Genomic DNA, 14,669 nt, shown 5'->3' with positions numbered 1-14,669 from the left:
CCGCCTCACTGATCGGCTGAGTTTCGCCGTCTCATGGATCGAGAAATTCCTCGCTCCGTATCTTCAGAAGTTATCCAAATGACTATCGCGTCGACGCGTTGGGTCCAGACGACGCTCTGTGGAGAGACGTGTTTGTCGGATTTCAGCCGACAAACGACGTCATGGCCCTGATTTTGGATTGCAACAATTCTCTCGTCACCGTAGTACGCGGCGTCGAAAACCACTGTGAGAGCCGCTCCAGCCGGCAGCTGGAGCGGCGTCACGATCTCTTCGACGGCGATCTCGGTCTTTTTCTTGAACGGCTCGTCGAAATCCGACGCAAGATCCTCTGGAACGTACATCCGCGCACGGTAGGGAACATAGACGTCCCCGATCTGGAGGCTGGAAGTGACGATCTTGTTGCCCAGCTCCGTCTCTCCGGCAACAGGATTGTACAACCGGGCGACGCCATCGGTGGCGTCGCCGGTTTTCGGAATGAACGTATCGTCGATGTGAAGGAGGACGTCGTCGCCGGCACCAATTTGGAGTTGGTCGAAGACGTACTCAGCGTGGTAGTGGGCGAGATTGGTAGGCGACCAGTCAGCACCGCCGAAGAAGTAATCGTATGCTCTGCGGGATTTTGCGTCCGCGTCGGGACGCGAAATCCCGCGGGCGAGGCCACTGACCGTCCACTGCGCTTCACCGAGAATCAGCGTGCTCACGAGGTGTTTGAACGAATCAGCGTTGCGGCTGTCAGAGAAGACTTGTTCGAATGCTGCGAAGGCTTGCTCAAACCACGGCGGAAGACGAGTAACGCCGAGCACAGTAGACGAGCATCAGATCTCCTCTGGGAACCACTGTTCGATGTCACTGCCTACTGCTCGCTGACCAGTCAGCGAGCGTAGGGAAAAGTTGCCAAGCCGAGGTTCCGGCGAAGAAACCCGTCCTCCTGGGCCATCACTTTTCGAGCATCGCGGGCGGTGCGCCGATCGTCGGCCCGATCACGGCCGGCCTCCTCTGGGGCTGGCTGCCGGCCGTCCTCTGGATCGCCATTGGAAACCCGCTGATGGGCGCAGTACACGACTTCGTATCGCTCTCGGGCAGTCTCCGCCACGAGGGCCGATCGATCGGCTCGATCATCGGCGAGTACGTCGGCGAGGAGAGCAAGGATCTCCTGCTCTGGTTCGCCTTCCTCACGATCATCCTCGTCGTCGCGGTGTTCGCCTACGTCGTCGGACTGGTGTTCCAAGAGTTTCCGAGCGCCGCGACCGCGAGCATGCTCTACATCGCACTCGCACTCGTCTTCGGGGTGTATCTCTACCAGTTCGATCTTCCCTTCATCCCCGGCACCGTACTGTTCGTGACGCTGACGTTCGCCAGCGTCTTCGTCGGGCTCCGCTTTCCGATCCAGCTCAGCCAGACCCAGTGGATCCCGATCGTCCTGGTCTACTCGTTCATCGCGAGCGTGCTGCCCGTCTGGACGCTACTGCAACCGCGTGACTACCTCTCGTCGTTCCTGCTGTACGCCGGCGTCGGCGGCGCGCTGGTCGCGATCATCGTCGGCACGGTGCTCGGCAGCGCGAACGAAGCGCTCGTGACGAACATCCCCGCGTTCACCGGCTTCGGCGGCAACAGCACGCTCGGGGCGTCCAGCCCGCTGTTCCCGATGTTGTTCGTCACGATCGCCTGTGGAACCATCAGCGGTTTTCACGCGCTCGTCTCGTCGGGGACGACCGCGAAACAGCTCAACCGCGAGACCGACGCCCGCCTGATCGGCTACGGCGGGATGCTCGGCGAGGGGCTGCTCGCCACCGTCGCGCTGTCGGCGGTCGCGGTCGTGGGCGTCACCGCGGCCGACGCCACCGGCGGCGTCGGACTCGCGCTCCCGAAGTTCGCGGGTGGCGGCGGCGTGATCCTGAGTAGTCTCGGGATCCCGGCGAGCTTCGGCGCACCGTTCATGGCGCTCGTGATGGTGAGTTTCCTGCTCACCTCGACCGATACCGCGCTCCGACTCGGCCGCTATCTCTTCGAGGAGATCGTCGGCACGTCCGAAACGAAGACCCAGAAAGTGGCCTCGAATCGCTACGCCAACAGCGCCGTCCAGTGTCTGGTCGCCTACGTCCTGATCGCTTCGGGCACGTGGACGCCGCTCTGGCAGCTCTTCGGCAGTGCGAACCAGTTGCTCGCCGCGCTCGCGCTGCTCACCGCGACGGTCTGGCTGGCGAACTGGGACGACAGCAAACAGCTCGTCTCGACCGGGGTGCCGATGGTGCTGATGTCTGTCGTGACGGTCTGTGCGCTCGTCTATCTCGAATTCTATCAGAACCTCTATCAGGGGCTGATCCTCGGCAACGCGGAGACGGCAGCGTGGTCGCTCGCTCTGCAAATCGTCATCGGGACGATCCTTCTGGTGCTCGCGCTCGCGCTGTTCCGGCAGGGCCTCGGCAACATCCGGGACGTCCGCGGGCAGGACGTCACCGCCGCCGACGGCGGCTCCGACCAGTAGTCGACTCGTTTTCGTTACTGATCGATCAGTCGAAGATCGCGTCCGCGAGCCGGCCGAAGAGACCATGATCGCGTTCGACGGGCGGCGTCCACGTCCGAAACGCCGCGGCGACGTCGGCTTTTTCGCTCGCGACGAGTTCCTCGGAGGGTGGAGCAGCGACGACGAGGTTTACCTCGTAGTGGCCGTAGTAGCCGTATTTGAGCAGCGTTCGGTCGCGGAACCCCTCGATGCGGTCGGCCACCGCTTCCGGGATCGTCGGGGCGACGAAGACGAACGTGAAGTCGGTGCTGTAGTGGCGCTCGTCCGCCTCGATCCAGTCGTCGGCGAGAGTATGTCCGAGATCGATCGCCGTGTCGAGGATCTTTGTGTCGATCGCGTCGACCCGCCGGACGAAGAGGTGTTCGTCCGAGTCGTGCCGGGCATAGGAGACCGTCGGATGGAGGAAATACTTCTCGCGTTCGAGCGTGAGCCAGCCGTACAGCGTCCACGTCGTGTCCTCGACCGACCGATCGCGTTCGAGGTCGTAGGAGTTTTCGAGCCGCTCGGCGACCGTATCGAGGTAGTCTCCCTGGACGGGCCGGGACGGTTCGGTGTCGGCATCAGCCATCAGGTGCGTGTAGCCGTGTTCCGGGGTTGCGCGTTTCGCTTCTCTTCGGGCTCCGCGACGAGCCGGTGGGTCGATGGATCCGGCTATCGAAGCCCGGGAATCCGCTTCAGTACGCGCATCGCGGCCGTCATCCCCGCGGTGTAGAGCTCCTCGGGAACGCCGGACGGGGCGGCGATCGGTGCGAAGCGCTGTTCGGCCACCGTCTGTGCATCGGTGTATTTGCGAATTCCTTCGCGGCCGTGTCGTCGGCCGAGCCCCGACTCCTTCATCCCGCCCATCGGCGCGTCGGTCGAGGCCCACGTCGCCACGTAACCCTCGTTGATATTGACGGTGCCGCACTCGATCCGGCGAGCGACGGCGTGGCCAAGGTCGGAATCCTCGGTCCAGACGCTCGCGTTCAGCCCGCGATCGGAGTCGTTCGCCAGCTCGATGGCCTCCCCCACGTCGTCGAACTCGTGGATGGCGACGACGGGGCCGAAGGTTTCCTCGCTCGCCACGGTCATCTCGTCGGTGACGTCGGTCAGCACCGTCGGCTCGTAGAAATACGGGCCGACGTCGGGCCGCGCCTCGCCACCCGTGAGCACCGTCGCCCCCTTCTCACGGGCGTCTTCAACGTGCGATTCGACCTTCTCCAGCTGATCGGCCGAAGCCAGCGATCCGACGTCGGCGTCGTAGTCGAGGCTCGTTCCGAGTTCGAGCTCGTCGACCGCATCGACGAACCGCCGCTCGAACGCCTCGCGGACGCCCGACTGGACGTAGAACCGTTCGAGTGAGATGCAGAGCTGGCCGGCGTTGGTGAACGCGCCACGGATGGCACCCTCGACGGTTTTCCCGAGATCGGCGTCGTCGAACACGAGGAGCGGGTTCTTCCCGCCGAGCTCCATCGAGCAGTCGGTGAGGTTCGCGCCAGCCTGTTCGGCCACCGTCCTCCCCGTCTCGGTGCTTCCGGTGAACATCAGATAGTCCGACTGTTCGATGAGCGGCGTGCCGATCTCCGAACCGCGGCCGGTGACGACCTGGAAAGCGTCGTCAGGGAGGCCGGCCTCACGGAGCAGCGAGACGGCGCGTAGCGCGGTGAACGGTGTCTCCTTCGCGGGTTTGAGCACGACCGAATTGCCGGCGAGCAGCGCCGGGATCGCGTCAGAGACCGCGAGCGTGAGGGGGTAGTTCCATGGCGAGATGATCCCGACGACACCCTTCGGATGGTGATGTTCGACGGTCTTCGTCAGCAACGGGATCGCGCCCGCACGCCGACGTGACTGGATGTGTTCGTCGCCATGGTAGGCGTAGTAGCGGCTCGTGATGGCGATATCGAGCAGCTCCTCGTAGGCTGCGCGCCGGCTCTTGCCGCTCTCGCGCTGGACGAGATCGAGCAGTTCCGCCTGCTCGTCGAGCACGAGATCGTGATAGCGCTCGACGACGGCTGCACGCTCGTCGAACGAGCGGTCGGCCCAAGATGCCTGTGCGTCGGCGGCGCGTTCGGTGGCCGCGCGCACGTCCGCCGCGGTGTGGGCAGGCACCGTGCCGAGCTCGTCGCCGCTGTCGGGTGCTTCGACGGCGATCGACTCGCGATCCTCTGGATCATCCGGGAGCTGGCCGAGCAGGTCGGCGAACTCGCTCGGCGGTCGCCGTGTCGTGGTCTCTGCCATACCCCCTTCAGGGGCGGCGCTCGGGTATAGCTGTTCCCGGTCATGACCGGGACGGGACTACGCCGCACGCTTTTCGATCTCGGCACGGAGAACGGCAGCGTCGAAGTCGTGGTCGGGGCGCACGCCGACGAAATCGACGAACTCGCGGGCGGCGAGCAGTTCTTCGACAGTGTACCGCTCGTTGGCGACATCGACCGCCGCCCGCCCGCCGAGAGTCGGTTCGAGCACCGCGAGCGCACACGCGAGATCGTACGAACGCGCGTCGACGGTGGCGTCCTCGCGCACGCTCGTCGCATCGATGAAGTATAGCTCGCTGTCGGCGACGAGGACGTTTTCGGCCTGGAGGTCGCCGTGGCCGAACCCCGCCGCGTGCATCCGCGCGAGCGACGCGACGAGATCCGGTGCGATCGCCGCTGTCTCCGCCGGCGAGAGCTCCGCGAGCGTCCGGAACGCGGGCAGATATTCGAGGACGACCACGCCGAGATCGCCGTGGCCGAACGCCTCGATCGGCTCGGGCGCGTTGACGCCGATCTCGCGGATGCGGCGGGTGGCGGCGAGTTCGTGTTCGGCCATCTCCAGGGGGCTGTTGAGGCGCTCGAAGAAGCCCTCGGTGCCGCTCGAAAACATCCCGAGGTTTCGTCCGGCGGTGAACAGCGCGTGGACCAGCGCGTTCTGTGGGCTGATGATCTTGACGAACCAGCGATCGTCGACGACGCAGGGCGTCGAGAGCCAGTTGTTGCCGTCGAGGAAGTTCACGCGGACGGTCGACTGATCGTACCGGGCTGCAACCTCCCGACAGACGGCTTCGAGGCGCGGCCATTCGACGTGACCGCGGACGAATCGGCGGACTGCCACGGCCGAATTCGGACACGGGCGCGTAAAACCCCCGCGTCCGGCGACCGATCGACAATGATCGTTGCCGAGGGTTTTATCCTCCCGCCATCGTAGTGGCGGTATGAATTTCGATCTGCCCGACGAGCACCGGATGATGCGCGATACGGTCCGGGAGTTCTGCGAGGAGGAGATCAGCCCGCTCGCCCAGGAGATCGAGGACGAACACCGCTTCCCCGCCGAGGTGTTCGACGAGCTGGGAGCACTCGACGTGATGGGCGTCCCGATCAGCGAGGAGTACGGGGGACTCGGCGGCGATCAGCTCATGTACTCGCTCGTCACCGAGGAGCTCGGGCGCGTCTCGGGATCGATCGGACTCTCCTACGCCGCCCACGTCTCGCTGGCGTCGAAACCGCTCGAACTGTTCGGCACACACGAACAGAAGGAGAAGTGGCTCCGCCCGCTGGCCGAGGGCGAACGGATGGGTGGCTGGGCGCTCACCGAACCCAGCAGCGGTAGCGACGCCAGCGACATGGACACCCGCGCGGAGAGAGACGGTGACGAATACGTCCTCAACGGCACCAAACAGTTCATCACGAACGCGAGCGAGGCGGGCTCCGTGCTCGTCAAAGCCGTCACCGATCCCGAGGCTGGCTACGGCGGGATCTCGACGTTCATCGTCGATCCTGACGACGACGGGTTCGAAGTCACGACGATCTGGGACAAGATGGGGCTCAACGCCTCGCCGACGTGTGAGATCCAGCTCGACGACGTCCGACTCCCCGAGGACCGCCTCCTGGGGGCGGAGGGTGAGGGCTGGGAGCAGACGAAGAAGACGCTCGACGGCGGGCGCATCTCGATCGCGGCGCTCTCGGTCGGGCTGGCACAGGGTGCCTACGAGGCCGCGAAATCGTACGCCACCGAGCGCGAGCAGTTCGACCAGCCGATTTCGGAGTTCGACGCCGTGCGGAACACGATCGTCGACATGGACCGGAAGATCGAGCGCGCACGCCTCCTCACGCGAAAGGCCGCAACGACCTACGACGCCGGCGGTGACGTCGGCCGTCTGAGCGCGCTGGCGAAACTCGACGCGAGCGAGATCAGTCGCGAGGTCGCCGAGGACGCCGTCCAGGTGCTCGGCGGCTACGGCTACACGACCGACTTCGCGCCGCAGCGGTTCTATCGCGACGCCAAACTGATGGAGATCGGCGAGGGAACATCGGAGATCCAACATCTCGTCATCGGGCGCGAACTCGGGCTCTGACTCACTCGTACTCGTCGGCCAGCAGGCCGTAGCGATGGACGTCGACGAACTCGCCGTCGACGAACGCCTCCCTTCTGAAAACCCCTTCCTCGACGAAGCCGACCTTTTCGAGCACGCGCCGCGAACCCGCGTTGAAGGCGAAGGCGTGGGCGACGATCTTGTTGCGGCGGCGCTGGTCGAAGCCGTATTCGACGAGCAAGTCGGTCGCTTCGGTCGCGTAGCCCTCACCCCACGCGTCGGGCGTCAGCCAGTAGCCGACCTCCGCACAGCCCCACGTCTCCATGACATCCGAGAGGCCGATCGTACCGACCGGCTCGCCGTCGACGCAGACGAGCAGCGAGACACCGTCCTCGTTGGCGTTCTCGATCCACTCCTCCTCGTCGCTCTCGCTCGCCGGCCCGATCGACCCGATCGGGCGACGCACCCGCGGGTCGTTCATGTTGCGCTGGAGGAACGCGACGTCTTCCTCCGCGGGCGTTCTAAGCGCGATCGCCTCGCCGTCGAGGAACACCGGTCCGGGCATACCCGACACATTTCGCCCGACAGTATCAGTGTTCCGTGCTCCCGTCGACCTGACAAACGAGCGGGTAGCGCCGATTCCCGACGACTTTTGTCCCGGCCACGAGTGGCTTCGGCATGAACGCACTCGTCATCGGCGGCACGCGGTTCATCGGCCGCCACACCGTCACCGAACTGCTCGACAGCGGGTACGCGGTCACGGTGTTCAATCGCGGCAACCACGACGATCCATTCGAGGAGCGCGTCGAACACGTGGAGGGCGACCGCACCAAGAGGACTGATCTCGAACGCGCCGCCGAGCGCGACCTCGACGTCGTCATCGACTGCGTGGCCTACCATCCCGAGGAAGTCCGGACGGCGATCGAGCTGTTCGGCGACAGTCGGTACGTCGTGATCTCGAGCGGCGCGGCCTACGGGAGCGAGGAGATCCCCAAACGCGAGGGTGAGACCGCCCTTCACGACTGCACCGCCGAGCAGGCGACCGACGACTCACAGGAGACCTACGGCCCGCGAAAGGCCGAAATCGACCGCGTCGTGAGCGACGCCGCTGCCGACGGTGCAGAGGCGATGAGCGTACGCCCGCCGGTGGTCTACGGCCCACACGACTACACCGAGCGGTTCGACTACTGGCTCGATCGGGTCGATAACCACGACCGCGTGCTGGTGCCCGGCGACGGCGACTGCCTGCGCCACCTCGTCTTCGTCGAGGACGTGGCCCGCGCGCTCCGGATCGTCGCCGAAGAAGGTGCTCCGGGTGCGGCCTACAACGTCGGCGACCGCCGACTGCCGATCCTCTCGGAGTGGATCGAGCTCGCGGCCGACGCGCTCGACACCGAAGTAGAGATCGTGACCGCCAACGAGCGCGAACTCGCCGTCGCCGACCTCGAACCGGACGAGTTCCCGCTGTACCGCTCGTACCCGCACGTGCTCGACACCCACCGGCTCTCGGCGCTCGGCTGGGAGGCGACGCCGATCGAGGAAGCGCTCGCACGAACGATCGACGAGCACCGCGCGAGCGACCGCACCGGCCGCAAGAACGGACCCGATCGTGAGGCCGAAGAGCGCGTGCTCTCGGTGCTCGATACGCTCTGAGTGGGGCCATAGCCGGGGACAACTTCATTCGCTCGCCGGGAGTGAACGAGGTATGGATGATGCGACCGGCGAACTCGACAGAACGGTGGCGCTCGTCACCGGCGCGTCGTCGGGCATCGGCGCGGCCACAGCCAAGACGCTCGCGGCGGCGGGAGCCAGCGTCGCGCTCGCCGCACGGCGGGCCGATCGCCTCGAAACGCTCGCGACGGCGATCGAGGACAACGGCGGCACGGCACTGGCGATACCCACGGACGTCACCGACGGGACGGCCGTCGAGGAGATGATCGAGCGGACGACCGAGGCGTTCGGTGGGCTCGACGCGCTCGTCAACAACGCCGGGGTGATGCTGCCCGCACCGGTCGAACGTGCCGACCCGGACGACTGGCGACGGATGGTCGAGGTCAACCTGCTCGGGACGATGAACGTCACGCGCGCAGTGCTCCCCGCGCTCCGGGCGGGTGACGGCGGTCACGTCGTCGCCCTCTCGTCCGACGCCATCCAGAGCCCGAGCGCACGCTTCGGCGCGTACGCGGCCACGAAGGCGGGCGTCGTGGCGTTCGCCGACTCGCTCCGTGCCGAGGTCGCCGACGACGGCGTTCGCGTGACCGTCGTCGAACCCGGCGTGACCGATACCGAGCTCCCCGACCAGGTCACGGACGAGGGGACGAAGGCGGACGTCGAAACGCTCGTCGCGTCGATGCGCGCACTCGATGGCGAGGACGTCGCGGCGGCCGTTCGGTACGCGCTCACGCGGCCAGCACACGTGAGCGTCGATCGACTGACCGTCCGGCCGACCGATGCGGGGTAACGGTCGCGGCGGAACTGTCGGAACAAATATGTCAGTAGTGAAATAGCCCTTTCCACTGCAAGTGGTGACGATAGGGCAATCGGGCTGGTACGATGGGGCAATGTTGGTTGCCGGCAAATGTCCCCCGGAGTCCGGCGCGCTTGCCGCCGCGGCCGACCGGGGGTTCGAGGCGGTGGAACTGTACCTCGAACGCCACCATCTCGAATCGGTCGAGGAGACCATCGACACCGTCGCCAGCAGCGACGTCCGGGTCGTGTCGGTGCACACGCCACACGTCCCGCTGGCCGAGCGGGAGTATCTCGACCGGACGGACCGGCTCGCGGCGGCGTGCGACGCGTACGTCGTCTTCCACTCGCGCTACGTCAACCACGTCGACACGGCCGACGTCGAGGAACTCGCCCTGCGATCGCCGTACGGCTACGAGAACAAGACCGGCGTGAGCGCCCGCCATCTGCGGCACATGGTCCTGCGACCGGGCCACGACCTCGTTCTCGACGTCGCCCATCTGTTCATGGCCGAGCGGGAGTACCGTCAGGAGCTCGAATCGCTCCTCGTGGAGTACGGCGATCGGATCGAAGTGGTCCATCTCTGCGATTCGACACCCGTCCAGGACGGGCTGGCGTTCGGCGCGGGCGAGATCGACATGGCGGCGACCGCACGGCTGCTCGATCGTCGTTTCGAGGGCATCGTCGTGCTCGAAGTGATGCCCGACCACCAGCGAGCGGCGCTCGAAGCGTTCGCTGCGGCGCAGTCGAACGAACTGTCGCGGATGGTCGCCGTCGGCGACTAAGCGTACCCGAGCCGTTCGAGCTGTCGCCGCGTCGCCTCCGAAACCCCCCGCTCGGAGCGCGCGTCGCGCCGGTCGACCCCCGCACGGAGCTCGGCGAGTCGTTCCCGGAGCGCATTCTCGTCGGCGTCACCGGCGACGCGGAAGCCGTCGGTCGTCTCGTAGCCGTACGAGGAACCGGCCGCGATGCCGAACAGCTCCTCGTCGAATCGGGTCGGATCGTAGCCGAGTCGCTCGACTTTCTCCCGATTTCGGGGGTTAGGTCCGAGATACTCGACGAGGCAGTCCCGCGAGGACGGATCGGCGGTGACGGTCGGGCCGCTGGTGTCGAGTAGTCCGTTGCCTCTCGACTCGCCCTCGATACCCGCGAGATCGAGCAGCGTCCGGTGGACGTCGAGCAGGCTGATCGACTCGGTGCGGGTCGCGTCGTCGATCCCGTCGCCGGAGATCACGCAGGGGACGTGTGCGAGTTCGGGATACACCCCGTAGGAGTGCTGCCAGACGTCGTGCTCGCCGAACAGTTCGCCGTGATCGGAGATAGTGACGACGACGTCGTAGTCGGCCAGCAGTTCTTCGTGCATCTCCCGATATACGTCCGAAAGATAGCGCACGCTGTCGTCGTAGGCCTGTTTGAGCACAGAGGGATCAGTGTCGGGGCCGTCGCCGGCGGTCGCGACCAGGCCGTTGTACTCGGTCGCCGTCTCGTACGGCTCGTCGGTGTCGGCGGTCCGGTAGCTCTCGGGCGGCGTATGCGGCATGTGCGCGTCCATCAGGTTGACGAACAGGAACTCGCGGTCGCCGACGGCGGTTCGTTGGATGTAGTCGAGCGCCGCCCGGCTCTCGTGGCCCGTCGGCTCGTCGACGCGATCGAGCGCGACGCGCGCCCCGCGTACGAGCGATGGCCACGTCTCGGAGGGACCAGTGAGACAATCCCAGCCCGCCCGTGCGTACGCAGTCGGTCCCTGGCGCTCGTCGGTGAACGCCTCCCAGTCGAAGACGTCGCCCGAGAGCGCGCGGAACTTCCACGTGCCGGTGTACTCGTCGAACCCACGATCGAAGCCGAACGGTCTGGCGAGGATGATGTTGCTGGCGAACGCACGCGTCGTGTAACCGGCCTCGCTGAGCTGTTCGGCGATCACGGGTTCGGGACAGTCGAGCGCCTGATTGTCGACGTGGACGCCGAGCTCGCTCGGGTACTTCCCGGCGAACAGCGAGGCATGGACGGGAACGGTCCAGTGACTCGTCGCCCACGCGTTCGTGAACCGGATCCCCGACAGCCAGTCGAACTGCTCGCGGAAGGTGTCGAAGCGAAGCGTATCCAGGACGACGAGTGCGACGTTCATCGGCGGCGCTACCCGCGGGGTACGTATGACTGTTCGCCGGGCGAGAGCCGGCAGCGGAGGACAAACGGTTTGCCGACCCGGCGGCGAGAGGGGCCATGTTCGACAAGACCACGTGGATCCGCCTGCCGCGCAACGTCGTGGTCGGCCACGGCGTGCTCCCGCAGACGACCGAGGCCATCGCCGAACTCCACCTGGCTGGCGATCCCCTCGTCGTGACCAGTCCGACGGCCCGCGAAGTCGCCGGCGAGCGCGTCGTCGACGATTTCGTCGCGAACGGGATGGAGCCGGCGACGGTCGTCGTCGAGCAGGCGAGCTTCGAGGCCGTCGAGCGCGTCATCGAGACCGCCCGCGCCGAGGAGGCGGGCTTTCTCGTCGGCGTCGGCGGCGGCAAACCGATCGACATCGCGAAGATGGCGAGCGACTCGCTCGACATGGGGTTCGTCTCGGTGCCGACGGCCGCGAGCCACGACGGCATCGTCTCCGGGCGCGGGTCGGTCCCCGAGGGCGACTCGCGCCACAGCGTGGCCGCCGAGCCACCCCTCGCCGTCGTCGCCGACACCGAGATCATCGCCGACGCGCCCTGGGAGCTCACCACCGCCGGCTGTGCCGACATCATCTCGAATTATACTGCTGTCCGCGACTGGCAGCTCGCCCACCGCCTTCAAAACGTGGAATATTCGGAGTACGCGGGCGCACTGAGTCAGATGACCGCCGAGATGCTCGTCGACAACGCCGACTCGATCAAGCAGGGCCTGGAGGAGTCGGCTTGGGTCGTCGTCAAGGCGCTCGTTTCCTCCGGGGTGGCGATGTCGATCGCCGGCTCCTCGCGGCCGGCCAGCGGGGCCGAACATCTCTTCAGCCACCAGCTCGACCGCATCGCCCCCGGCACGGCGCTGCACGGTCATCAGGTGGGTGTGGGCTCGATCCTGACGGAGTACCTCCACAGCGGCGAGGCGGGCAGATGGACGAACATCCGCGACGCGCTCGCCGGCCTCGGCGCGCCGACGACCGCCGCCGAGCTCGGGATCGACGACGCGGCGATCATCGAGGCGCTCACGAGCGCCCACGAGATCCGCGATCGCTACACGATCCTCGGCAACGGGATGAACGAGAGCGCCGCCCGCGAGCTCGCCACGGCGACGGGCGTCATCGATCGGGCGTAGACCGCTTCCTGCGTTTCGACGCTCCGGTCGGGAACTCGCTAATCGTCGGCCGCCGGCTGCTCGGCGGCATAGATGTGATCGATCCGGTCGGCGAAGCGAGTCCTGATATTGCGGCGCTTTTTCTTTAGCGATGGCGTGAGCAGGTCGTTTTCCGGCGTCCACGCGGTCGGAACGAGTTCGAAACGCTTGATCTGCTCGTGGGGTTCGAGCTCCTCGTTGACGTTCTCGACGTGTGCATCGACCCATTCGCGGGCGTTCTCGTCGCGACAGAGCGCCGCGCGCTCGCTCGGCAGTTCGATGTTCTTCCGGGCGGCCCACGCGCGCAGTCCCTCGAAGTTCGGGACCACCAGGGCGCTCACGAACTTCTCGTCGTCGCCGAGCACCATCGCTTGTTCGACCCGCTCGGAGGTGGCGAAGGAGTCCTCGATCGGCCCGGGCGCGACGTTCTTGCCCGTGGTGAGCACCAGCAGCTGTTTCAGCCGTTCGTGATAGACGAAATAGCCGTCCCCATCGCGCTCGACGATGTCGCCGGTCCGCAGCCAGCCATCGTCCTCGAAGGCGGCGTCGGTCTCTTCGGGGTTCTCCCAGTAGCCGTCGGTGACGTTCGGGCCGCGGACGAGCAGTTCGCCGACCGTGCCGTCGCGGTCGTACTGGTCCGCCGGCAGGACCGACGCGTCGAGTTTCGTCTCGACACCGGTGAGCGCCGGGCCGAGCGTGCCGGGTTTCGGTGCCTCGGGCGGGTTGACCGAGACGACGGGTGCAGCCTCGGTGAGCCCGTAGCCCTCGTAAATAGGGAGCCCCATCCCGTCGAACAGTCTGGCGAGCTCCGGCGAGAGGCTGCCGCCGCCGCTGATGAAGAACTCGATGTTGCCGCCCATCGCCTCCTTCACGGTGCTGTAGACGAGGCGATCGGCGAGCGCGCGCTCGACGCGAAGCGTCCGGCCCGGATCGTCCTGACGACTGGTGCGCTTTGCCGCCGCGACCGCGCGCTCGAAGATCCGGCGTTTGATCGCCGAGTCGGCGTCTTCGCGCATCGAGTCGAAGATGCGTTCGTAGATGCGCGGGACGCTGGTTGCCGTCGTCGGCTGGACAGTTTGAATGTCCTCGGCCACCGTGTCGGCGCTCTCGGCGTAGGCGACGGTCGCACCGCTCGCGAACAGGAAGAAGTGGCCAGCGAGGCGCTCGAAGACGTGTGCAAGCGGGAGAAAGGAGAGTGCGACCGTCTCGCGGCCCACGGAAGGGAGGTCCGCGGACTTGTCGGGGCGGTCGCCGAAGCGCTTTCTGAGCTGGTTGATGTTCGCACGGAAGTTCCGATGGCTCATTTTGACGCCCTTGGGCTTGCCCGTTGTGCCGGAGGTGTAGATGAGGCTCGCCAGATCGTCGGGGGTGCGCTCGCTCAGCCAGCGCTCGTAGGCCGCGCGGTCGAATGCCTGCTCGCCGCGCTCGTAGATATCGGCGAGCGTGAAGACGTCGTCACGATCGGTCGAAACGTCGTCCAGCACGACGACGAATTCGAGATCGAGTGCGTCCTCGACGTCGAGCACGCGTTCCAGTCTGTCGCGGTTGTCGACGATCACCCCCGTGGCTCCGGGATCGTCGAGGAGATACTCGACCTGTCGCGGCGAGGATTCCTTGTATATCGTCGTGACGACCGCACCAGCGGCCAGCAGGGCGAAATCGGCCTGTGCCCACTCCATGCGCGACGCGGAGAAGATCCCGATTCTGTCATCGCTCTCGACGCCGAGATCGCGGAAACCAGCTGCGAGCGAGCGGACGATCGACTGAAGCTCCTCGTAGCTGAGCGTTACGTACTCGCCGGCGTCGGCGGGTTTGATGACGGTGCCGGCGAGCGAGCGCTCGTGGACGCCGCCCTTGTATTGCTGGGCCGGTCGGTCGGCGTTGCGGGTCGCGCTCCGCTCGAACAGTCGCGGGACGGTGTCGGTGCCGATGACTTCGTCGGTGTGGTCGCGCTCGGCCGTGCGCCAATCCCCGTCGCTCATGGTCGTCGATGTCACGCAGCGACCATAGCTGTTGGCCCGGACACAGGCGGTGGGATTTGACGACGATGGTGGCAGCCCCACGGCCGCGTGGCGGTGGCGGTGCGGCCGCCGGACGGCTGCG

General features: G+C 66.4%; 12 protein-coding genes and 1 pseudogene. 6 read left to right on the top strand and 7 right to left on the bottom strand.

Annotation, left to right across the window (positions count from 1 at the left end; genetic code table 11):
- Positions 1-5: 5 nt before the first annotated feature.
- Positions 6-803 carry a transposase gene (locus tag C448_RS04195; RefSeq protein WP_004052063.1) on the bottom strand — a complete coding sequence of 266 codons (798 nt, stop codon included), beginning with the start codon at positions 801-803 and terminating at the stop codon, positions 6-8.
- 92 nt (positions 804-895) lie between these two features.
- Between C448_RS04195 and C448_RS04190 the strand changes: the two are divergent.
- Positions 896-2,485 (top strand): annotated as a pseudogene (locus C448_RS04190) (carbon starvation CstA family protein); the annotation flags it as partial.
- A gap of 25 nt (positions 2,486-2,510) precedes the next feature.
- On the opposite strand, the gene C448_RS04185 reads toward C448_RS04190, so the two are convergent.
- From C448_RS04185 to C448_RS04175, 3 genes are all read right to left on the bottom strand, one after another.
- A complete protein-coding gene (locus tag C448_RS04185) occupies positions 2,511-3,092 on the bottom strand; it encodes a hypothetical protein (RefSeq protein WP_004052061.1) in 582 nt (193 codons plus the stop codon).
- A gap of 83 nt (positions 3,093-3,175) precedes the next feature.
- Positions 3,176-4,741 carry a succinic semialdehyde dehydrogenase gene (locus C448_RS04180; protein ID WP_004052060.1) on the bottom strand — a complete coding sequence of 522 codons (1,566 nt, stop codon included), beginning with the start codon at positions 4,739-4,741 and terminating at the stop codon, positions 3,176-3,178.
- A 57-nt stretch (positions 4,742-4,798) separates the two neighbouring features.
- Complete coding sequence (locus C448_RS04175) at positions 4,799-5,596, bottom strand: RIO1 family regulatory kinase/ATPase domain-containing protein (RefSeq protein ID WP_004052059.1); 798 nt, start codon at positions 5,594-5,596, stop codon at positions 4,799-4,801.
- 100 nt (positions 5,597-5,696) lie between these two features.
- Here C448_RS04175 and C448_RS04170 point away from each other — a divergent pair, with 100 nt between their 5' ends.
- A complete protein-coding gene (locus tag C448_RS04170) occupies positions 5,697-6,836 on the top strand; it encodes an acyl-CoA dehydrogenase family protein (protein WP_004052058.1) in 1,140 nt (379 codons plus the stop codon).
- Position 6,837: 1 nt separating this feature from the next.
- Here the strand turns inward: C448_RS04170 and C448_RS04165 are convergent, their stop codons facing one another.
- Positions 6,838-7,359: a GNAT family N-acetyltransferase gene (locus C448_RS04165; protein ID WP_004052057.1), complete on the bottom strand. Its 522-nt coding sequence runs from the start codon at positions 7,357-7,359 to the stop codon at positions 6,838-6,840.
- Positions 7,360-7,472: 113 nt separating this feature from the next.
- On the opposite strand from C448_RS04165, the gene C448_RS04160 reads away from it, so the two are divergent.
- The 3 genes from C448_RS04160 (at position 7,473) to C448_RS04150 (ending at position 10,045) form a co-directional block, all read left to right on the top strand.
- Positions 7,473-8,447, top strand: a complete 975-nt coding sequence (locus C448_RS04160; protein ID WP_004052056.1) for an NAD-dependent epimerase/dehydratase family protein — start codon at positions 7,473-7,475, stop codon at positions 8,445-8,447.
- A gap of 52 nt (positions 8,448-8,499) precedes the next feature.
- Complete coding sequence (locus C448_RS04155; protein ID WP_004052055.1) at positions 8,500-9,255, top strand: SDR family oxidoreductase; 756 nt, start codon at positions 8,500-8,502, stop codon at positions 9,253-9,255.
- 100 nt (positions 9,256-9,355) lie between these two features.
- The gene (locus C448_RS04150; RefSeq protein WP_004052054.1) at positions 9,356-10,045 is read left to right on the top strand and encodes a sugar phosphate isomerase/epimerase family protein; all 690 of its coding nucleotides are present in this window, start codon (positions 9,356-9,358) and stop codon (positions 10,043-10,045) included.
- On the opposite strand, the gene C448_RS04145 is transcribed toward C448_RS04150, so the two are convergent.
- The gene (locus C448_RS04145) at positions 10,042-11,385 is read right to left on the bottom strand and encodes a sulfatase-like hydrolase/transferase (RefSeq protein ID WP_004052053.1); all 1,344 of its coding nucleotides are present in this window, start codon (positions 11,383-11,385) and stop codon (positions 10,042-10,044) included. The two genes, C448_RS04150 and C448_RS04145, sit on opposite strands and share 4 nt — an antisense overlap.
- Positions 11,386-11,480: 95 nt before the next feature.
- On the opposite strand from C448_RS04145, the gene C448_RS04140 reads away from it, so the two are divergent.
- Positions 11,481-12,548: an NAD(P)-dependent glycerol-1-phosphate dehydrogenase gene (locus C448_RS04140; RefSeq protein WP_004052052.1), complete on the top strand. Its 1,068-nt coding sequence runs from the start codon at positions 11,481-11,483 to the stop codon at positions 12,546-12,548.
- Positions 12,549-12,586: 38 nt separating this feature from the next.
- Here the strand turns inward: C448_RS04140 and C448_RS04135 are convergent, their stop codons facing one another.
- Positions 12,587-14,548: an AMP-dependent synthetase/ligase gene (locus tag C448_RS04135; protein WP_004052051.1), complete on the bottom strand. Its 1,962-nt coding sequence runs from the start codon at positions 14,546-14,548 to the stop codon at positions 12,587-12,589.
- Between the last annotated feature and the right edge of the window lie 121 nt (positions 14,549-14,669).

Source organism: Halococcus morrhuae DSM 1307 (genome assembly GCF_000336695.1).
GTDB lineage: Archaea > Halobacteriota > Halobacteria > Halobacteriales > Halococcaceae > Halococcus > Halococcus morrhuae.
The sequence above is the reverse complement of the archived record's forward strand: the minus strand, read 5'-3'. Positions and strand labels throughout refer to the sequence as shown.